Below are 16,141 nucleotides of genomic sequence, written 5' to 3'. Positions count from 1 at the left end.
CTTTTGGAAAATGTTATCTTTTGAGATAACTTTGTAGATAAGGTAAGAAAGATAATTTTTTATGAAAACCACTTTATAGAATTTTACCAAAGCCAGAATGAAAAGGTAAAGAGTAAGATTCAGTATGTTTTTGAACTGATCAAGCAAGTGGAAAGGGTACCCGAGAAGTTTCTCAAGCATCTTGAAGGAACTGAAGGGTTATATGAAACAAGAGTGGAGTTTCAATCAAATATTTTCAGGATCTTTTGCTGCTTTGATGAAGGAAGGCTGGTGGTGCTCTTCAACGGTTTTCAAAAAAAGACCCAAAAGACCCCAAAGAATGAAATAGAGAAGGCAGAAAGATTAATGAAGGAATATTTTCAAACAAAGAAATAAGATTATGAAAGATTATAGCAAAGTAAAAACATTCGATGAACTTATCGAACTGGAGCACGGGAAAATAGGAAGTGAAAGCAGGAACAAGTATGAAGAGAATGCCCAGATGTTCATCATCAGTGAAATGCTGAAAGAAGCGAGAATGGAAGCAAACCTGACCCAGGAACAATTAGCGGATAAGGCAGGGACAAAGAAAAGTTATATTTCCAAGCTTGAAAATGGAAAAGGGAATATCCAGTTATCGACATTGATCCGGATTTTTGAACAAGGATTGAATAAAAGAATTGGATTAACCTTCCTTTAATGCGGCAAAAGGAATAACGCACTCTAACATCACCTTGGAAGACAGCGGGCGGATTCAGGTAAAAAGAAAGTTAAGTATCTTTAAAAAATTAGGAGTAGACTGGAAGAGAACGGCTCAGAATTCCCTGCCTGAATATAGCATCGGCCGTTACTCCAATTCAGAAAAATAAGATATGATTCACTTAATAGTTGGAAATACAGGCTCCGGGAAAACCACCTATTCAAATGAATTGAAAAGGAAGAATAATGGAATTATTTTTTCAATTGACAGTGGAATAACACCTTGTTTCTGGCGGACAAAAAGCCCACTGATGGTCTGGAATGGTTTCTGGAAAGAATAGAACGAGCCGAAGAAATGATACTGGATTTGGTCTCACAGTTGGAAAGCTCGAAAACTGATTCCATTCTCGATTTAGGACTTTCAAAATTTGAACACCGTGAAAAATTCAGAAAATTCGCGGATTTGAATGGCTATCAATTAACCCTCCATTTTTTGGATATCCCAAAAGACATTCGACTGAATCGAGTAATCAAAAGAAATACAGAAAAAGGAGAAACTTTTGAGTTTGAAGTCAGTAAAGAGAATTTTGATTTTATGGAAACCTGGTTCGAAAAACCAACCGAGGAAGAACTGATTGGAGCCACAATCATTAAAGAATAGAAACCATGAATTAACACTGTAAAACAGTAATTTAGCGATTGACATTTATACAAGACCATCCTAAAAATTAATCCCTATGGACCCAAAAGAACTAGCGGAATTAAGCGATGAAGAACTGATCTCAGAAGCAAAAAAAATCAAGCCATCTCCTATAATCGATGCCTTCTTTATTGGCTTTTTGATTGGGATTATAATTTTCAGTGTTGCGGCGAACAGTTGGGGTTTCCTTACCCTCATTCCTTTATTTCTGATTTATGTCTTTTTGAAAAAATCAAAAAAATATGAAGCCTTGAAAAAGGAATTGAGCAAACGCAATTTACAATAGAATTAGAGCTGAGATTTTTATACACAGCAAAACATACTTTTTGAACATAAAGGCTTTTACAATACCACTGCTTATGATTGTGAAAGTAAAAATCTGGGACTAGATAATTACAGTAACCAACCGAGTAGAAGTACAGGTCGCAAATCGCCTGTGATGAAAACATTCGGGAGGTCCAACAGACGTCAGTTCACCAAGCATAAAGTAGTCACTTTTTACACTGGCTATTCCTTTTCATTAATTATTACTCCGCTGGGAGTAGCCAATTTACCTATATGAATCTCCCATGATCGTAGCGAAGATCGAAATACTAAGGTGTACTTGCATTCGACTAAATACGATTAAAACCTGCCAAAAGTATGATTAGACTTCGTTAGGGACTATCTCATATCGGAATCTGAAATAAAGAGTTTTACAGGAATGGATTTGGAAAAATATTTTTTAATTCTAGATTCGGTTGGAGGAAAGTAAAAGCGAAATTTCTGATAAAAATGCATCGGCAATATTACTGATATCTATCAGGTATATGGGTAGACATCCCCAGGTCTTGCAAACATTCAATCGGTATTTTATTTCAGATTCCTAAAACCACGTTTAACCTGATTAAAATGTTACTAAGCAAGAGGCATTTTCCGAAGCAGTCCTTGATGGGCATAGCCATAGATAAAGAGAATACTAAGTTCTTGAACTTACTTTTGATCGCTGATTTAGCATTTATAAGTGTCCATTGCTTTTACTTACTAGGTATTGTAACTGGCCCATTGTATTCAATTGAAACAGACATGGGTTATGCGGAGATTTACCAATATATTAAAGAGTGTTGGATTGTTGTGTTGTTGTTTATTTTGGCAATAGACAGGCGACGTATTATCTATTTGTCATGGTCTCTATTATTCATGTACCTATTGTTCGATGACTCTTTACAAATACATGAAAGACTTGGTGAATACTTAGCTCAATATTTTGAATTAAAGCCTATGTTCGGGTTGCGAGCACAGGATTTTGGAGAACTTGGAGTGTCTATGCTATTTGGCTTTTTGTTATTTTCATTTATAGGTGCATCATACTTAGTTAGCGATAATCTAGAAAAACAGATTTCTAAACGTCTTTTCATACTCGTAGTCCTGTTAGCATGTTTTGGTATTTTTGTCGATATCCTTCACACCGCAATTCCTTGGGATCAAGTGTTCGAGCTATTTGGATTATTAGAAGATGGGGCAGAAATGATAATAGTGAGCTTTATTGTCTGGTTTACCTTTAGCTTGGGAAAGAGTCAAGTAAATCCTTCGGAAATTCAAGGTAATAATTGAGAACGCAAATACATTCAAAAAAACAGTCCTCGTTATTCTGTTTTCTTGATGACTGTGATTTTTCGACAAAATATATTTACTTATACAGCTGATTGAAAAAATCATAACTGTTTCTCAAAAAAATAAGAATACATAATCGAGTAGTCGGAAGTGAGCTATAAGACCACTGCATACACATCAGCTTGGCAACACAATCTGAACAAAACGCAAAAGGAATGAAAAACACATTATTTCTAATTTTTCAGGTTTTATTAGGAATCGTATTAATAGGAAAAATATCCAATTGGTTTCTGGATTACAGCGACGAAACGAATCAATTGTTAAGTGCTGGAATGTTCACACTAATCGGTATTGCCTATTTAGTCGGAGGTTTTGCGTGGGATAAAAAACTAACCAAACTGATTTTTCTGATTTGTGGAATTTATCTGATTGCGATGAATTTCATTGGTGACTTCGAATTCAAATCAATAATCGCAATTGCCTGTATTTTGACTCCCATGCTGATTGCACGATACTCGCCTGAAGAAACTAACAAGGAAGAATTAGCAGAAAATTAAAAAATACAGTTGCAACACCATAGCTAAAAACTGCTGGTGTTAGGCTTAATCAAAGGTCCTTGCAATTCCTACCTGAATTAGTTTAATTCATTTATCAAAATCAATATCATCTTTTTCAAAATCAATTTTTTAACTCCCACTCATCTATGAAATACAATGCTTTTCTTTCTTACAGCCATGGACAGGATACCGAACTAGGAACCAGTCTTGAGAAGGGACTTGAGAAATTTGCCAAACCCACTTTTAAGCGTCGGGCTTTAGAAATTTTTAGAGATGCAAACGACCTTTCCGTCGCAGCTGACTTAGGGGATAAGATTCGAAATGGCCTCGAAAATTCCGAATACTTTATCTGCATGGCAAGTCAGAAATACGCCCAATCCAAATGGTGTCAACGCGAAGTGGACTATTGGCTTGAAAACAAATCAATAGAGAAGTTTTTAATCGTGCTGACCGACGGGGAAATTCTGTGGGATGAAGCCAAAAACGATTTTGATTGGAGGGTGACTACTGCCATTCCAAAAAACCTTTCCGGAGCATTTAAGGGGGAACCGTTTTTTGTGGACTTTCGAAATTTGGGATCTGAGGAAAAATTAAATCTGGATAATCCGGAATTCGAAAATCGATTGGTGGTTTTGGCAGCCACCCTCCACGGCAAATCAATCGGGGATATGGTTGGTGAAGCCGCCAAACAGCATAAGCGAACCATGCGGATCAGGAATGCTACAATAGGAATCTTGAGTGTGCTCCTAGTTATAGCGATTTCAGCCTCGATTTACGCAGTCAATCAAAGAGACAGCGCATTACTATCCACTTACATTTCAAACTCCCAAGGTCAATTAGCTAAAGACCCCACGAAGTCGCTACGGTTGGCAGAACATGCTTATACTTTCTCGAAAAAGAAGAACTTTTCAAGCGAAGAGGCTACCCAGCAGTTGATCAGGGTTTTCTACAGCGGTTATGGATTTTATCAGGAATCTTCACCGGATTTTCCAGACTTCCGCGAGAAGAATGAAGAATCTCTATCTTCCACCGGAACTCCCTTTTTTCAAGACATGGTGGCAGTTTCTGAGGAAATTTTTAATACGATTCCCAGAGATACGTATTTGAGGAACGTTTCAGATTTATATGTAGACGAACCCAACCAAAGGGCCATTTATGTGGTGTCCAGTGTGGCTTTGGGCTATTCCAAAATCTTTTTTATCTCTCCGGGATATGATGGATATTATCAAACAGAAGAATCAAGTATTTTCTTGACTGGGTTTAGCGATTACACTGGTTACGTCCAGGATATTGAGATCTCGCATGATGGGAAATACACGCTTTTGGGCAGCGCTAACGGAAAAACTGGCTTGATCGACAATGAGGCTTACCGCACGGGCGGAAATCGAAATACCTTTAAAGATCTGGCCATCCTGAAGTCAGGTGATGAATTTCCGGTCAGTTACCTTTCTTTTTTGGAAGACAACCAATTGGTCGGAATTGCCAGCTATGAAAGTGAGTATGTCAATGGCGATCGAAAAGACAAGGAACGGACGGTTTACTATTATAAAACCATGCAACTTCCCTACTTGGAGATCCCTAGTTCTGAAATGGAAAATGAAACCAGTACTTCGGATGGACTTTATGAGTTATTACCCTTGGAAGAAGGAGAAGATTCAGACGCTTTTTATAGATCCAAGAAGCTTATCAGCTTAAAAACCGGAGAAATCCTTGCTGAATTCTCGGATTCCAAGGGTTTTGATCTTGCGTCCATTTCGAGTCCTGACGGAATGTACTTGGCTAGTTACCGAGGCCTTTTCAATGCTGAAAATGAATTGATTATCACCTTCAACTTAGACCGAATCGATAATCCTGGAATTACGCTGGCTTTTTCTGAGGATAGTAAGTTTCTAAAAATCAGTTATTCGACTGGTGCACATCGCATTTTCCCATTAGACCCTGAATTCATTCTAAACCGAATCAATGATCTCGACTTCATGGGGAAAATCGACCAATTAAATGAAGCGGATAAAGGAAGGTTTCTAATTGAGGATTAACCTAAAATATCCATTAATGTGAATATCCACTATTCTGTCAGTTAGTAGATTAAGCCATTAAAAAATTAAGGTAAAGTCTGCTTTAGCACTTCTTCTGTCTCCCGTCTTCGGTCTTAAAAAGAAAAAAATAAAGCCACTGGCATTATTGCTAATGATCCTACTTAGTGAAATTTCTTTCTTAGCCTCCACTCAATCCGGCAGCGCAAAAGCTACATAAGCATCTCCACTTTTGGTGCCTTTGCCTCCTCCGCAAGCAATGACGAGATACTGCTTGCCATTCTTCTCATAGACCGCTGGAGTAGCATGACCTGAGGCTGGAAGTTTGGCTTCCCAAAGCAATTCCCCGGTTTCCTTATCGAAAGCGCGGATTTTCTCGTCTTTGGTCGCTGCGATAAATAGGATTCCTCCTGCTGTGACAACTGGGCCACCATAATTTTCCGTTCCTGTCGGAGCAAATCCCTGCGCGCTAAGCGAATCGATTTCCCCTAGAGTCACTTGCCACTTTTTCTTCCCAGACTTCATATCAATAGCAGTAAGCAATCCCCAAGGTGGATTGGAACCGTAAAGCCCCTCCTTTGTCACCAGCTTTTTGTAGCCGTTCATGTAGTAGCGTGGATAAAGTAAGCTATTCTCACTTTTCAGCTCTTTTTTATCCGATTTGATTTCCGCTTTTCCCATCAAGTAATCCACCAATACGGCCCGATTCTCCTTCGAAATATGATCAAAAGCAGGCATGGCTCCTCTTCCTTTACGAAGCAAAAGATCCAAAGAATCCGGGCTGTATTTTTCCTTAAGTCCGATCAAGCTTGGAATTGCAGGAGGATTTCCCTTCAACTCCAAGCCATGACAATTCCCGCAATAATTGGTGTAAACTGCCTGACCGACATTTTCAAAACTCGCATTGGCTGTCATCTCGATGATCCATGGAATCTGATTGGCATTGACATACATAGTCTGAGTAGTCGGATCAAAAGAAGCTCCACCCCACTCTCCTCCTCCATCCATTCCAGGAAAAAGTACAATCGGATGATCGGCGTTAGGTGGAAGCCAAGTATCTCCCATTAATGTGTTCTCCAATTGGGAGCGGATATCTGCTTGCCATTCCGGTTTGAGATTGAGAATATCGCTTTCCTGAAAAGTCATTTTCATAAATGGCTCAGGCAATGCAGGTATTGGCTGAGTTGGAGAAGTAATCTCACCTGGTAATGTTGACTGCGTCACAAGTGTTTCCACAATCGGCCATACCGGTTCGCCTGTGACCCGATCAAACACATAGGTCATTCCTTGCTTGGAAATTTGAGCAACTGCGTCGATCCATTTCCCGTCTTTTTGGATTCGGATTAGGTTTGGATTTGCCGGAAAATCCCGATCCCATACATCATGATGCACTGCCTGAAAATGCCAGATTCGCTCACCAGTTTCTGCATTAATTGCAATTAATGAGTTTGCATAAAGATTATCCCCAGTCCTATACCCACCCCAAAAATCATAGGTGGCTGACCCGGTAGGCACATATACAATTCCCCGCTGCTGGTCAAGCGTCATACCTGCCCAGTTATTTGCTCCTCCGATCTGCTTGATCGTTTTAGGGTCCCAAGTATCATAGCCAAATTCCCCTTCCTGTGGAATGGTATGAAAAATCCACTCCCTTTTTCCAGTCTTGATATTATAGGCACGGATATGTCCTGGAGCTGCATCCAATCCTTCAGAAAGTCGCATTCCGATAATCAATAAATCTTTGTAAACCACCCCTGGCGCATTGGCCACGATCAAAAAATCTTGCCGATCCGTATCCAAATCCTTTCGCAGATCCACTTTTCCTCCATCTCCAAAGCCTGGAATAGGTTCACCAGTCAGTGCATCCACGGCCATCAACCAATTTCCCGCTCCAAAGAGAATCCGCTTATCTTCTCCTTCTTCCCAGTAGCTTACGCCACGATTTGTCCCAGCCCAGCTGTTTTCTCCACCCAAAACCTCAAATGGATCAAATCGCCAAACTTCCTTTCCACTCGCAGCGTCCAGTGCAAAGACATTCAACTTGGGGGTGCTTCCATAAAGCAAGCCGCCAACTACGATAGGCTGACACTGAATCTGCGATCGCTCTGTAGCGTCCCCTGTATTGTAAGTCCACGCCACTTCGAGTTGAGCGACATTTTCTTTGGTAATCTGAACTAGCGAAGAGTAGCGGGAACCATCATCAGGACCTCCATAAGAAGGCCAATCGGTATAATCATGCTCAACTGATTTTTCTTGGCAGCCGGCCAATACTAAAGTGATTCCGATTGTAAGCAGAAGGAGATTTTTCATGGACTAGAGTTCAGCTTTCTAATAAAAGCCAATCTAAATTATGAGCGTCTCAGAATCAACCTGTATATGGAATAAAATATTATGTAGATCCGTTTTCACACCAGCAAAGACAACTAAGCGAAAAATTATTTGGTGTGAATTTTTATTGATCTGAAATTTGATTTCTTTCAGAAAAGCTCCGAAGGAGCCTAACAATTCATCACCCTGTAGAAGTGCAGGGTATAAGAAAAAAACCTATTCTAGAGCCCTGAAAGGGCGAGACTTCAAACAGTTTCACCCTTTCAGGGCTATATTTTTCGCTCGTTTGACTAGTCCCCCGGCTTTGCCGAGGGTTATGAATTGTTACTATCCTTCGGATTTTTATAGAGGAAGAGAATAGTGCATTTCATCAGTTGGCCGAAACTAAATTGTATCCCGGTGTAATTGCTGATATACATTTAAAATATTTTTGATTATCCGAAATGATGCAGAAAGGGGAAGTTTCATTGAGTTTTTGAGCTGGAAGAGGGATGACCGAAGACGGAAGATGGAAGTTTGCTACAACTGAACTTCAATCGGACTTTTAGGCTGTTAAATCAACCTATTTTTAGGAAAGCGTCATCAAAAGCGTCATCACAAAAATTCAACCCTAAACTTTCACTTTTTGGGAGCTTTGCATGGGTTTTCCAGCAGTCACTTGCTCATATTTCTGATCATAATCTTTGCGAAGCGTCCCAAAGAGCCGATCCCAAATCAAGGTATAAAGTCCGTAGTTACCATGAAAATGCTGGTGATGTTGATTATGAGCCGTGCCGGTGCTCACCCATCTCCCAATCCAGGTTTTATGGAATTTGGCAGGAAAAAGCTCAAAACCCAGGTGTCCATAGACATTGAAGAAAAATTGGAATAGCAGGAATAATCCTAAAGCAGGAGGATTTACCGGTAGGGTAAAAGCGATCACCGGAATTATCCCGGCTTCAAGAATTGCTTCCAAAGGGTGAAAAGCATAAGCAGTCCATGGGGAAGGGTTAGTCGATAAATGATGCACACGATGGACGTAACGAAACAATTTTGGGTGATGCATCAATCGGTGTGTCGCGTAGAAATACGCGTCATGAATCAATAACATTGCAGGAAAAGTCAAGTAATAATAGACTTCCCCATACTTATCCCAAGGCCAATAAAGATTAGAATAATCACTAAAGACTATAAAAACCAAAGTAGCCATCGTGGCAAAAATCACAATTGTGATCAAGGAAAAGCCAATATCCCGTCGATAATGCTTCCAGCCCGGGAAAGGGGTTTGATTTCTTCGTGCTGCCATTGTCTTTTGGAGTAAGATATAAAAGATAAAAAACACAACCCCAGCAATCACAAAATAACGTGTGGTGGTTTGTGTGGCAATAAATATCCAGCGGTCTCCAAACTCTTCCCAATTCATACTCTCAGTTTCTTATTCCTTAAAATTACTATCGAATCAACAGATTCTGAAAATATTTTTCATGCATATTTTACTTAGAAGGCAAGGTGATTTGTAATCCACTTTCTGAGAGTTCACATGGAAAAACTTCTAAATCCGGGCAAGAACCGGCTTTCACCTGCCCACTTTTGAGTTCAAAACGGTATTGATGAAGCGGACAGATCAATTCTCCAGCTGCATTGAGACTACCTTGAATCAAGGAAGCTCCTCTATGTGGACATTGAGATTGAAAGGCAAAAAAAGTCTCTCCAATTCGAAGTAACCCGATAGATTGATTTCCCAGACTTACTTTTTTGATCGTATGCTCGGGGACCAAATTCAAAACACCTTCCTTTGACTTTCCTAAATTGAATTGACGCATCTAGTTGATTTTACCTTTTGTCCCACACCTGCCTACTCAATGAAATTTGAGTTGTAAATATCAAGATTGTTATTCAACTTGAATATTCCATCCTTAAAATAATGATTCTATGAAGACTTTAATGTTATTGGCTTTTTTGTTTTTCTCAACCTTAGTCGGTGCTCAAGATCTGGAAGGAGCTTGGAAAATGACCCATCAAAATGGGAAAGAAGTAACCGAAATTGAATACATCAAGATTTATCAGGATGATTATTTTGCTTTTGGGGCAAAGCAGATCTCAGACAATCATTTCATTGGCGCTGGCGGAGGTCCCTATTCGCTTGATTCTGACCAATACATCGAGACGCTTGATTTTTTTACTATAAATCCCCAACTCATCGGCACTTCAACATCCTTCAAGTTGGATCTGGTAAATGGAAAAATGGTCATTTCAGGTAATACTGATAATGGCATGTTGGTGGAAATCTGGGAGAAACTACCTGAGCAGAAGGATGCCTTAACTGGGAATTGGGTAATCACAGGAAGGAAAAGAGGTGAAGAAATTTCCAGATCTGTCCCTGGTGCTCGCCGAACAGTTAAGATCTTAAGTGGTGGAAGATTTCAGTGGATTGCTTTCAATTCAGAAACCAAAGAGTTTTCAGGAACTGGAGGGGGAACTTATACTGCCAAGGATGGAAAGTATGTAGAAACGATTACTTTTTTCTCCCGTGATGACAGTCGCGTAGGAGCTGAATTAGGCTTTGATTTCGAAGTCATTGATGGAGAATGGCATCACAGCGGATTAAGCTCCAAAGGTGATCCGATCTATGAAATCTGGACTCCATATGCGATTGGGTACAAAGGGAAATAATGAGTTTACTGGACTTAATTTCTTTGCCTAGATATAAAAAAAGGAGCTAATTAGCTCCTTTTTGATTTTATGCCTCTACTGCGTAGAGTTCTTTGAGTTGAGTGATGGTGTAATCGACTTCGTCAATCGTGGTAAACCTGCTAAAAGAAAATCTCACGGCATCTCGTTCTGGTTGATGGTTAAGTGCACGAAGCACATGCGAACCGACCGTAGCTCCAGAGCTACAAGCTGATCCCCCAGAAGCTGAAATTCCTGCCAAATCCAAATTGAAAAGGAGCATGCCTCGATTGGCCTCAGAAGGTGGAAGACTTACATTCAAAACAGTATAAAGACTATTCTCAACATCTCCGGATAGTCCGTTGAAAGTGACCCCTGGAATCTCTTGACTTAGTTTTTTAATAAAATGGTTTTTTACCGCTACAATCTGAGCTTGGTGCTCAGCCATTTCTTCGTAGGCAATCTCCAAAGCTTTTGCCACTCCAATGATACCAATGACATTTTCAGTTCCACCGCGCATATTTCGCTCCTGAGCACCACCATGAATAAATGGATGGATTTTTTTATCCTTTCGGACAAATAAGAATCCTGCTCCCTTTGGTCCATGAAACTTATGCGCTCCAGCCACTACCGCATCAACCGGTAAATTTTTCAAATCATGGGCATAGTGACCCATCGTCTGCACGGTATCTGAATGAAAAAAAGCACCGTATTCCTTTGCCAAGGATCCTATTCGCTCCAAGTCATTGATATTCCCGATTTCATTATTGGCATGCATAAGCGAAACCAGGGATTTTGGATTTGCTTTGAGCAACTCTTCCAATTGCTGAAAATCTATTACGCCTTTTTCATCGACATTGAGCATGCTAAGCTTGATGTGACCCTTTTTCTCACAAACCTCCAAAGTATGTAGCACTGCGTGATGCTCGATTGGAGAAGTGATCGCATGGGTAAGGCCATGACTTTCTATTCCGCAGATGATTGCTGTATTGTCAGCCTCAGTGCCTCCGGAAGTGAAAAAAATCTCAGATGGCGTGGCATTCAGTAATTCCGCTACCTTCTTTCTGGACTTCTCGATGGCATTTCTTACTTCTCTTCCATGAGTGTGAACCGAAGAGGGATTGCCAAAGTGATTTCTCATAAAAGGAAGCATTGATTCGATCACTCGATCGTCCATTGCTGTGGTGGCGGCATTATCTAAATATACTTTCATTCTTCAATCTGGATTTTTACTAATTACCTTCTTTCAAAGGAAACTTTTTTGCTCTAATAATCAAATCAGGGAGGAACTCACCACCTCTTTGATATCCTGCATAATCTTCTTTGCAAGATGATCTGCGGTCGCTTCTGATTCAGATTCCGAATAGATTCTGATGATAGGTTCGGTATTTGACTTGCGTAAGTGAACCCATTCCTTTTCAAAATCTATTTTCACCCCATCTATATCGTTGATTTGATGCTTTTTATATTTCTCCTTGATCTCAAATAAAACTTTGTCGACATCTATCTCCGGTGTCAATTCGATTTTATTTTTTGAGATGTAATAATTCGGATAGCTTGCCCGAAGTCTGGAGATAGTCTTTCCAAAATTGGCTAAATGAGTCAAAAATAGACCGATTCCCACTAAAGCATCTCTGCCGTAATGTGAAGCCGGATAAATGATCCCACCGTTTCCTTCACCACCGATTACTGCATCTACAGCTTTCATTTGGTTGACCACATTGACTTCTCCTACAGCGGAAGCCGTGTAGACTCCGCCCCTTTTCTCAGTCACATCACGAAGTGCCCGAGTTGAGCTCAAGTTGGAAACTGTATTTCCTTTGGTCTTCGAGAGCACGTAATCAGCAACGGCCACCAAGGTATATTCTTCTCCAAAAGGAGAACCGTCTTCATTGATAAAAGCAAGTCGATCTACATCCGGATCCACCACGATCCCAAGATCGAAGCTGCCTTTTTCTAACTTAAGGGAGATATCCCGTAAGTTTTCAGGTAAAGGCTCTGGATTATGAGGAAAATGTCCATTCGGGGTACAATACATTTCTTCAATCACCTCCACACCCAAGGCGCGGAGTAATTTTGGAACAACAATCCCACCGGTAGAATTTACGGCGTCGACTACGATTTTGAAATTACGAGCCTTGATTGCCTCCACATCTACCAATTCCAGATCCAACACATGCTGTATGTGTCGATCCATGTAATCAGTGATTTCGGTATAGGACCCAAGCTTTTTAACTTCAGCAAAGGAAAAATCTTCCTTTTCAGCTTTATCCAAAATATCCTTTCCTTCAAGATCAGAGATGAATTCTCCCTTTGAGTTGAGTAGCTTCAAAGCATTCCACTGAATTGGATTGTGGCTAGCGGTCAGGATAATTCCTCCGCCGGCATTTTCCAATGGAACAGCTAGTTCTACTGTAGGAGTTGTGCTCAAGCCAAGATCTACCACATCAATACCCATTCCTTGAAGTGTAGCTGATACGAGACTTGAAACCATCTCGCCTGATATTCTGGCATCTCTGCCGATCACCACTTTTGGATTGCCTGTTTTCTCGATGACCCATGCGCCATAAGCAGCCGCAAACTTGACAATGTCAATAGGAGTAAGTCCATCACCGGCTTTACCTCCTATGGTACCCCTGATTCCGGAGATTGATTTAATTAGAGACACTACGCGAAAATTAATTGGTTAAAAAAAAAGATACTGCACCGAAGGCAGAGAAAATTTTTATTTGAATTTAGCTAAAACTCTGTCCACTTCATTGTCCGGATTTCCACAATCGCTAGTTGAATCGACTGTTTTTCCACAATAGGAACAAGTCCCACCATCCTTATTCAAATAAGGATTTTGCGAAGCACAAGTGCCTTTAAACTCCCCGTTTTTAAGGAAAAGAAGTCTTACAGACATCAAAATGAAGAACAATGCTACGAAGCCGAGGGTTAAGAATACTGTTGCCATAACGAATAATATTGCGCAAATTTAAAGCTTTACTTCGAAAACGTCCACACTTCTCGCATAGTTTCCTGCCCCATGTCTAATTTGAGTTCCCGAGCCGAGCAATTGGCAGCTTTTGATCGATTATTAACAATTATGGATGAGCTAAGAGCTCAGTGCCCTTGGGATAAAAAGCAAACCACCGAAAGCCTCCGACACTTAACGATCGAAGAAACTTTCGAACTTTCGGATGCGATTTTGGAGGGAAATCCCGATGAAATCAAGAAAGAACTTGGAGATATTTTACTTCATATTGTCTTCTATGCCAAAATAGGTTCGGAAGAAGGCAATTTCGATATGAAGACAATGATTGACTCGCTTTGCGAAAAACTGATCCGAAGACATCCTCATATTTATGGAAATGTAACAGCAGAAGACGAAGAAGCAGTAAAACAAAATTGGGAAAAAATCAAACTTCAGGAAAAGGGGAATGTATCCGTTTTGGGAGGCGTGCCGCGATCTCTTCCGGCTTTGATAAAAGCAATGCGAATTCAAGAAAAAGCTAGAGGAGTAGGCTTTGATTGGGAAGAAAAAAATCAGGTTTGGGAAAAAGTAGAAGAGGAAATGCAGGAATTCAAAGAAGAATTCAATGCCGCAGACGGTTCGGAAATCGATCGTGAAAAAGCCTCTGGAGAATTTGGAGATCTATTATTTTCGCTGATCAACTATGCCCGATTCATCGACATCAATCCCGAAGAAGCCTTGGAACGAACGAATCTAAAATTCATCAAGCGGTTTCAATATTTGGAAAAAGCTGCTAAGAATTCCGGAAAAGCATTGTCTGAAATGACCCTAGCGGAAATGGATGTGTATTGGAACGAGGCGAAGAAACAGTGATTCAGTTGGCATCCACGATAGCCATCGGGAGCAGTGGGCAGTGGGCATCCACGATAGCCATCGGGAGCAGTGGGCAGTTGGCATCCACGATAGCCATCGGGAGCAGTGGGCAGTGGGCAGTGGGCAGTTGGCAGTTGGCAGTTGGCAGTTGGCAGTTGGCAGTTAAGAGAAATTGAATAGAGTCTAAAAAGTTTATTAGAAGAGATAAAAAGATAAAAAAAATGGCTAATCAAATCATATTTACAAAAGAAGCACCGGCCACGGTGTAGACAGCTAATTGCTAGTTTTTATCATCATATTTTGTCTTCTTAATTATCCAGCTTTACAAAAAATAAGGTTAAAACTCGCCAACATCCTTCAAATAATACTCCACCTTCTCATTTCCTTCTTGTTTCATTTCATCCATCGGAATCAGCTCTTTGACTTCCTCTTTGATTTTCTTAAAAGAACCGATTTCAAATCCGATCTTTAGCTGAACTCTGCTTTTGTACAGACTGGTTTTCTCATTAAAAAATGGATCTATGGAGCCCATCACCACTGCGCGGATTACTTTACTCATGGGGATGGTTCTTCCAATAGTTAAGTTGGAAGCCCAGGCCTTCCCTTCAAAATCCCTTGATTCATAGCCGACAGGATTGGTGATGGCCACCTGTTTTCGGTTGACCGTACCCTGTGCAAACCAATTCCCCTTACTAATTCGTAAGCCGGTAAATACTCCAAACCCTTCTCTTCTGAGCGTTTCATTTGCATCAAATTGCTTTTTCCAGGTCACACCACCCAATAGGGAAAGCTGCTGAGAAAAGGAATAGGAAAGCCCATAGTCCAGCAATACTCCTTCACCAATGGAAGTCAGCGGATCATACCAGAGTAGCATACCGACTCGGTGAAAAATAGGTTCACCAGCCAATTTATTTACCTCGAAGAAGGCTACCTTTTTCTTATTCAAGTCAGATGAAATAGTCTTGATATCCCCAAGTGAATCAATCTTCAGTTTGGAAAAATCCTTACCTGCCTGTTGAAGGTATTCATCAGTGATGTGCCCAGCTTTCTCGGTTGCAAGTTCCTTCGCCTGATCAAAAGGCACTTCGGATGGCAATCTCTTTTTGGTCAGTTCTGCCAGCGCATCCTTCCCGTAGAAATCTGGGAGTTTGGTGGTGCTAGGATCAATCCCATCTTTCACTACTCCTGAGATTTGTTCCTCTAGCTTGGGCATGATCCATTCATTGGTGAGCGCCTTGAGATTTTCATTGTTCAGATCAACCAGCGATTCCAGCTCATCCACTTCCCTGATATTGGCCAACCTTGCTTTGGAATCATTTACCCGTTCCAGCGTGTTTTTTGCAGCATCCTTAATTTCGGCTCCCGGAATATCCTCAGACTCAATCAGGCTTTCCAGCGTTTTGCTTTCCTGTTCTAAAACGGCTCGGCTTCTTTCTTTTGCCAGTGTAAAGAGGCTGTCACGCTGGGTACTGTCAGTAGTGCTCTCTTTCAGCTCTTTGATTTCTCTCCTTAGCGAATCATACGATTTCTTCAGGGACTGGATTTGTTTGAGTTCTTCCAGGTAAGGTATTTCAGGTTTGGTAGGTAAAGCAGGAATAGCGGTTGAGATCGAAGGCTTGGGAAGCTTTGAATGTATGCCAAACGGTATGTTTTGAGCTTTCAAAGAATAAGATGAGAGCATAAAAATAATTACAAAAATGAATTCTTTTCTCATAGCTGATTTGTCAAACCAAATACATTTACACCCTTCATTTAAAAGTTACTTATCTGATAA

At 40.6% G+C, this 16,141-nt stretch carries 18 protein-coding genes; 11 read left to right on the top strand and 7 right to left on the bottom strand.

Features of this window, described 5'->3' with window-relative positions; genetic code table 11:
• The first annotated feature begins 51 nt into the window (after positions 1 to 51).
• The 8 genes from BVC88_RS08290 (at position 52) to BVC88_RS08260 (ending at position 5,564) form a co-directional block, all read left to right on the top strand.
• A complete protein-coding gene (locus BVC88_RS08290; RefSeq protein WP_075350213.1) occupies positions 52 to 375 on the top strand; it encodes a type II toxin-antitoxin system RelE/ParE family toxin in 324 nt (107 codons plus the stop codon).
• Positions 376 to 379: 4 nt separating this feature from the next.
• Positions 380 to 679, top strand: a complete 300-nt coding sequence (locus tag BVC88_RS08285) for a helix-turn-helix domain-containing protein (RefSeq protein WP_075350212.1) — start codon at positions 380 to 382, stop codon at positions 677 to 679.
• 282 nt (positions 680 to 961) lie between these two features.
• Positions 962 to 1,339, top strand: a complete 378-nt coding sequence (locus BVC88_RS08280) for an AAA family ATPase (RefSeq protein ID WP_217694751.1) — start codon at positions 962 to 964, stop codon at positions 1,337 to 1,339.
• A 76-nt stretch (positions 1,340 to 1,415) separates the two neighbouring features.
• Complete coding sequence (locus BVC88_RS08275) at positions 1,416 to 1,664, top strand: FUSC family protein (RefSeq protein WP_075350211.1); 249 nt, start codon at positions 1,416 to 1,418, stop codon at positions 1,662 to 1,664.
• Between the two features lie 153 nt (positions 1,665 to 1,817).
• On the top strand, positions 1,818 to 1,940 hold the full coding sequence (locus BVC88_RS21670) for a hypothetical protein (RefSeq protein ID WP_262481236.1): 123 nt from the start codon (positions 1,818 to 1,820) through the stop codon (positions 1,938 to 1,940).
• Positions 1,941 to 2,308: 368 nt separating this feature from the next.
• On the top strand, positions 2,309 to 2,971 hold the full coding sequence (locus tag BVC88_RS08270; protein ID WP_175574395.1) for a hypothetical protein: 663 nt from the start codon (positions 2,309 to 2,311) through the stop codon (positions 2,969 to 2,971).
• A gap of 215 nt (positions 2,972 to 3,186) precedes the next feature.
• Complete coding sequence (locus tag BVC88_RS08265; RefSeq protein ID WP_075350209.1) at positions 3,187 to 3,528, top strand: hypothetical protein; 342 nt, start codon at positions 3,187 to 3,189, stop codon at positions 3,526 to 3,528.
• Positions 3,529 to 3,674: 146 nt separating this feature from the next.
• Complete coding sequence (locus tag BVC88_RS08260) at positions 3,675 to 5,564, top strand: toll/interleukin-1 receptor domain-containing protein (RefSeq protein ID WP_075350208.1); 1,890 nt, start codon at positions 3,675 to 3,677, stop codon at positions 5,562 to 5,564.
• A gap of 189 nt (positions 5,565 to 5,753) precedes the next feature.
• On the opposite strand, the gene BVC88_RS08255 is transcribed toward BVC88_RS08260, so the two are convergent.
• The 3 genes from BVC88_RS08255 to BVC88_RS08245 form a co-directional block, all read right to left on the bottom strand.
• Positions 5,754 to 7,871 carry an outer membrane protein assembly factor BamB family protein gene (locus BVC88_RS08255; RefSeq protein ID WP_075350207.1) on the bottom strand — a complete coding sequence of 706 codons (2,118 nt, stop codon included), beginning with the start codon at positions 7,869 to 7,871 and terminating at the stop codon, positions 5,754 to 5,756.
• A 628-nt stretch (positions 7,872 to 8,499) separates the two neighbouring features.
• Positions 8,500 to 9,291: a sterol desaturase family protein gene (locus BVC88_RS08250; protein WP_075350206.1), complete on the bottom strand. Its 792-nt coding sequence runs from the start codon at positions 9,289 to 9,291 to the stop codon at positions 8,500 to 8,502.
• Positions 9,292 to 9,361: 70 nt separating this feature from the next.
• Positions 9,362 to 9,691: a Rieske (2Fe-2S) protein gene (locus tag BVC88_RS08245; protein WP_075350205.1), complete on the bottom strand. Its 330-nt coding sequence runs from the start codon at positions 9,689 to 9,691 to the stop codon at positions 9,362 to 9,364.
• A 109-nt stretch (positions 9,692 to 9,800) separates the two neighbouring features.
• Here BVC88_RS08245 and BVC88_RS08240 point away from each other — a divergent pair, with 109 nt between their 5' ends.
• A complete protein-coding gene (locus BVC88_RS08240) occupies positions 9,801 to 10,541 on the top strand; it encodes a hypothetical protein (protein WP_075350204.1) in 741 nt (246 codons plus the stop codon).
• 67 nt (positions 10,542 to 10,608) lie between these two features.
• Here the strand turns inward: BVC88_RS08240 and BVC88_RS08235 are convergent, their stop codons facing one another.
• From BVC88_RS08235 to BVC88_RS08225, 3 genes are read right to left on the bottom strand one after another with little or no spacing between them, the layout of a single operon-like run.
• Positions 10,609 to 11,751, bottom strand: a complete 1,143-nt coding sequence (locus BVC88_RS08235; protein WP_075350203.1) for a cysteine desulfurase family protein — start codon at positions 11,749 to 11,751, stop codon at positions 10,609 to 10,611.
• Between the two features lie 60 nt (positions 11,752 to 11,811).
• Positions 11,812 to 13,206 (bottom strand): phosphoglucosamine mutase, encoded by a 1,395-nt coding sequence (gene glmM, locus BVC88_RS08230; RefSeq protein ID WP_075350202.1) that lies wholly within the window; start codon positions 13,204 to 13,206, stop codon positions 11,812 to 11,814.
• Between the two features lie 57 nt (positions 13,207 to 13,263).
• Complete coding sequence (locus tag BVC88_RS08225; protein WP_075350201.1) at positions 13,264 to 13,494, bottom strand: hypothetical protein; 231 nt, start codon at positions 13,492 to 13,494, stop codon at positions 13,264 to 13,266.
• 72 nt (positions 13,495 to 13,566) lie between these two features.
• Here BVC88_RS08225 and mazG point away from each other — a divergent pair, with 72 nt between their 5' ends.
• Together mazG and BVC88_RS21305 are read left to right on the top strand one after the other, a co-directional pair.
• On the top strand, positions 13,567 to 14,367 hold the full coding sequence (gene mazG, locus BVC88_RS08220; protein WP_075350200.1) for a nucleoside triphosphate pyrophosphohydrolase: 801 nt from the start codon (positions 13,567 to 13,569) through the stop codon (positions 14,365 to 14,367).
• Positions 14,343 to 14,543, top strand: a complete 201-nt coding sequence (locus tag BVC88_RS21305; protein WP_175574393.1) for a hypothetical protein — start codon at positions 14,343 to 14,345, stop codon at positions 14,541 to 14,543. Before mazG ends, BVC88_RS21305 begins: the two co-directional genes overlap by 25 nt.
• 161 nt (positions 14,544 to 14,704) lie before the next feature.
• On the opposite strand, the gene BVC88_RS08215 is transcribed toward BVC88_RS21305, so the two are convergent.
• Entirely contained in the window at positions 14,705 to 16,081 is a 1,377-nt protein-coding gene (locus BVC88_RS08215) for a coiled-coil domain-containing protein (RefSeq protein ID WP_075350199.1), read from the bottom strand.
• Positions 16,082 to 16,141: the final 60 nt, after the last annotated feature.

It is taken from the genome of Algoriphagus marinus (assembly GCF_001936475.1).
GTDB classification, from domain to species: Bacteria; Bacteroidota; Bacteroidia; order Cytophagales; family Cyclobacteriaceae; genus Algoriphagus; species Algoriphagus marinus.
The sequence above is the reverse complement of the archived record's forward strand: the minus strand, read 5'-3'. Positions and strand labels throughout refer to the sequence as shown.

Excerpts from the sequence above, each read along its gene's own strand:
- BVC88_RS08285 (WP_075350212.1), top strand. The coding sequence starts at position 380 with ATGAAAGATTATAGCAAAGTAAAAACATTCGATGAACTTATCGAACTG.
- BVC88_RS08275 (WP_075350211.1), top strand. The coding sequence starts at position 1,416 with ATGGACCCAAAAGAACTAGCGGAATTAAGCGATGAAGAACTGATCTCA.
- BVC88_RS21670 (WP_262481236.1), top strand. The coding sequence starts at position 1,818 with ATGAAAACATTCGGGAGGTCCAACAGACGTCAGTTCACCAAGCATAAA.
- BVC88_RS08270 (WP_175574395.1), top strand. The coding sequence starts at position 2,309 with ATGGGCATAGCCATAGATAAAGAGAATACTAAGTTCTTGAACTTACTT.
- BVC88_RS08265 (WP_075350209.1), top strand. The coding sequence starts at position 3,187 with ATGAAAAACACATTATTTCTAATTTTTCAGGTTTTATTAGGAATCGTA.
- BVC88_RS08260 (WP_075350208.1), top strand. The coding sequence starts at position 3,675 with ATGAAATACAATGCTTTTCTTTCTTACAGCCATGGACAGGATACCGAA.
- BVC88_RS08255 (WP_075350207.1), bottom strand. The coding sequence starts at position 7,871 with ATGAAAAATCTCCTTCTGCTTACAATCGGAATCACTTTAGTATTGGCC.
- BVC88_RS08250 (WP_075350206.1), bottom strand. The coding sequence starts at position 9,291 with ATGAATTGGGAAGAGTTTGGAGACCGCTGGATATTTATTGCCACACAA.
- BVC88_RS08245 (WP_075350205.1), bottom strand. The coding sequence starts at position 9,691 with ATGCGTCAATTCAATTTAGGAAAGTCAAAGGAAGGTGTTTTGAATTTG.
- BVC88_RS08240 (WP_075350204.1), top strand. The coding sequence starts at position 9,801 with ATGAAGACTTTAATGTTATTGGCTTTTTTGTTTTTCTCAACCTTAGTC.
- BVC88_RS08235 (WP_075350203.1), bottom strand. The coding sequence starts at position 11,751 with ATGAAAGTATATTTAGATAATGCCGCCACCACAGCAATGGACGATCGA.
- BVC88_RS08225 (WP_075350201.1), bottom strand. The coding sequence starts at position 13,494 with ATGGCAACAGTATTCTTAACCCTCGGCTTCGTAGCATTGTTCTTCATT.
- mazG (WP_075350200.1), top strand. The coding sequence starts at position 13,567 with ATGTCTAATTTGAGTTCCCGAGCCGAGCAATTGGCAGCTTTTGATCGA.
- BVC88_RS08215 (WP_075350199.1), bottom strand. The coding sequence starts at position 16,081 with ATGAGAAAAGAATTCATTTTTGTAATTATTTTTATGCTCTCATCTTAT.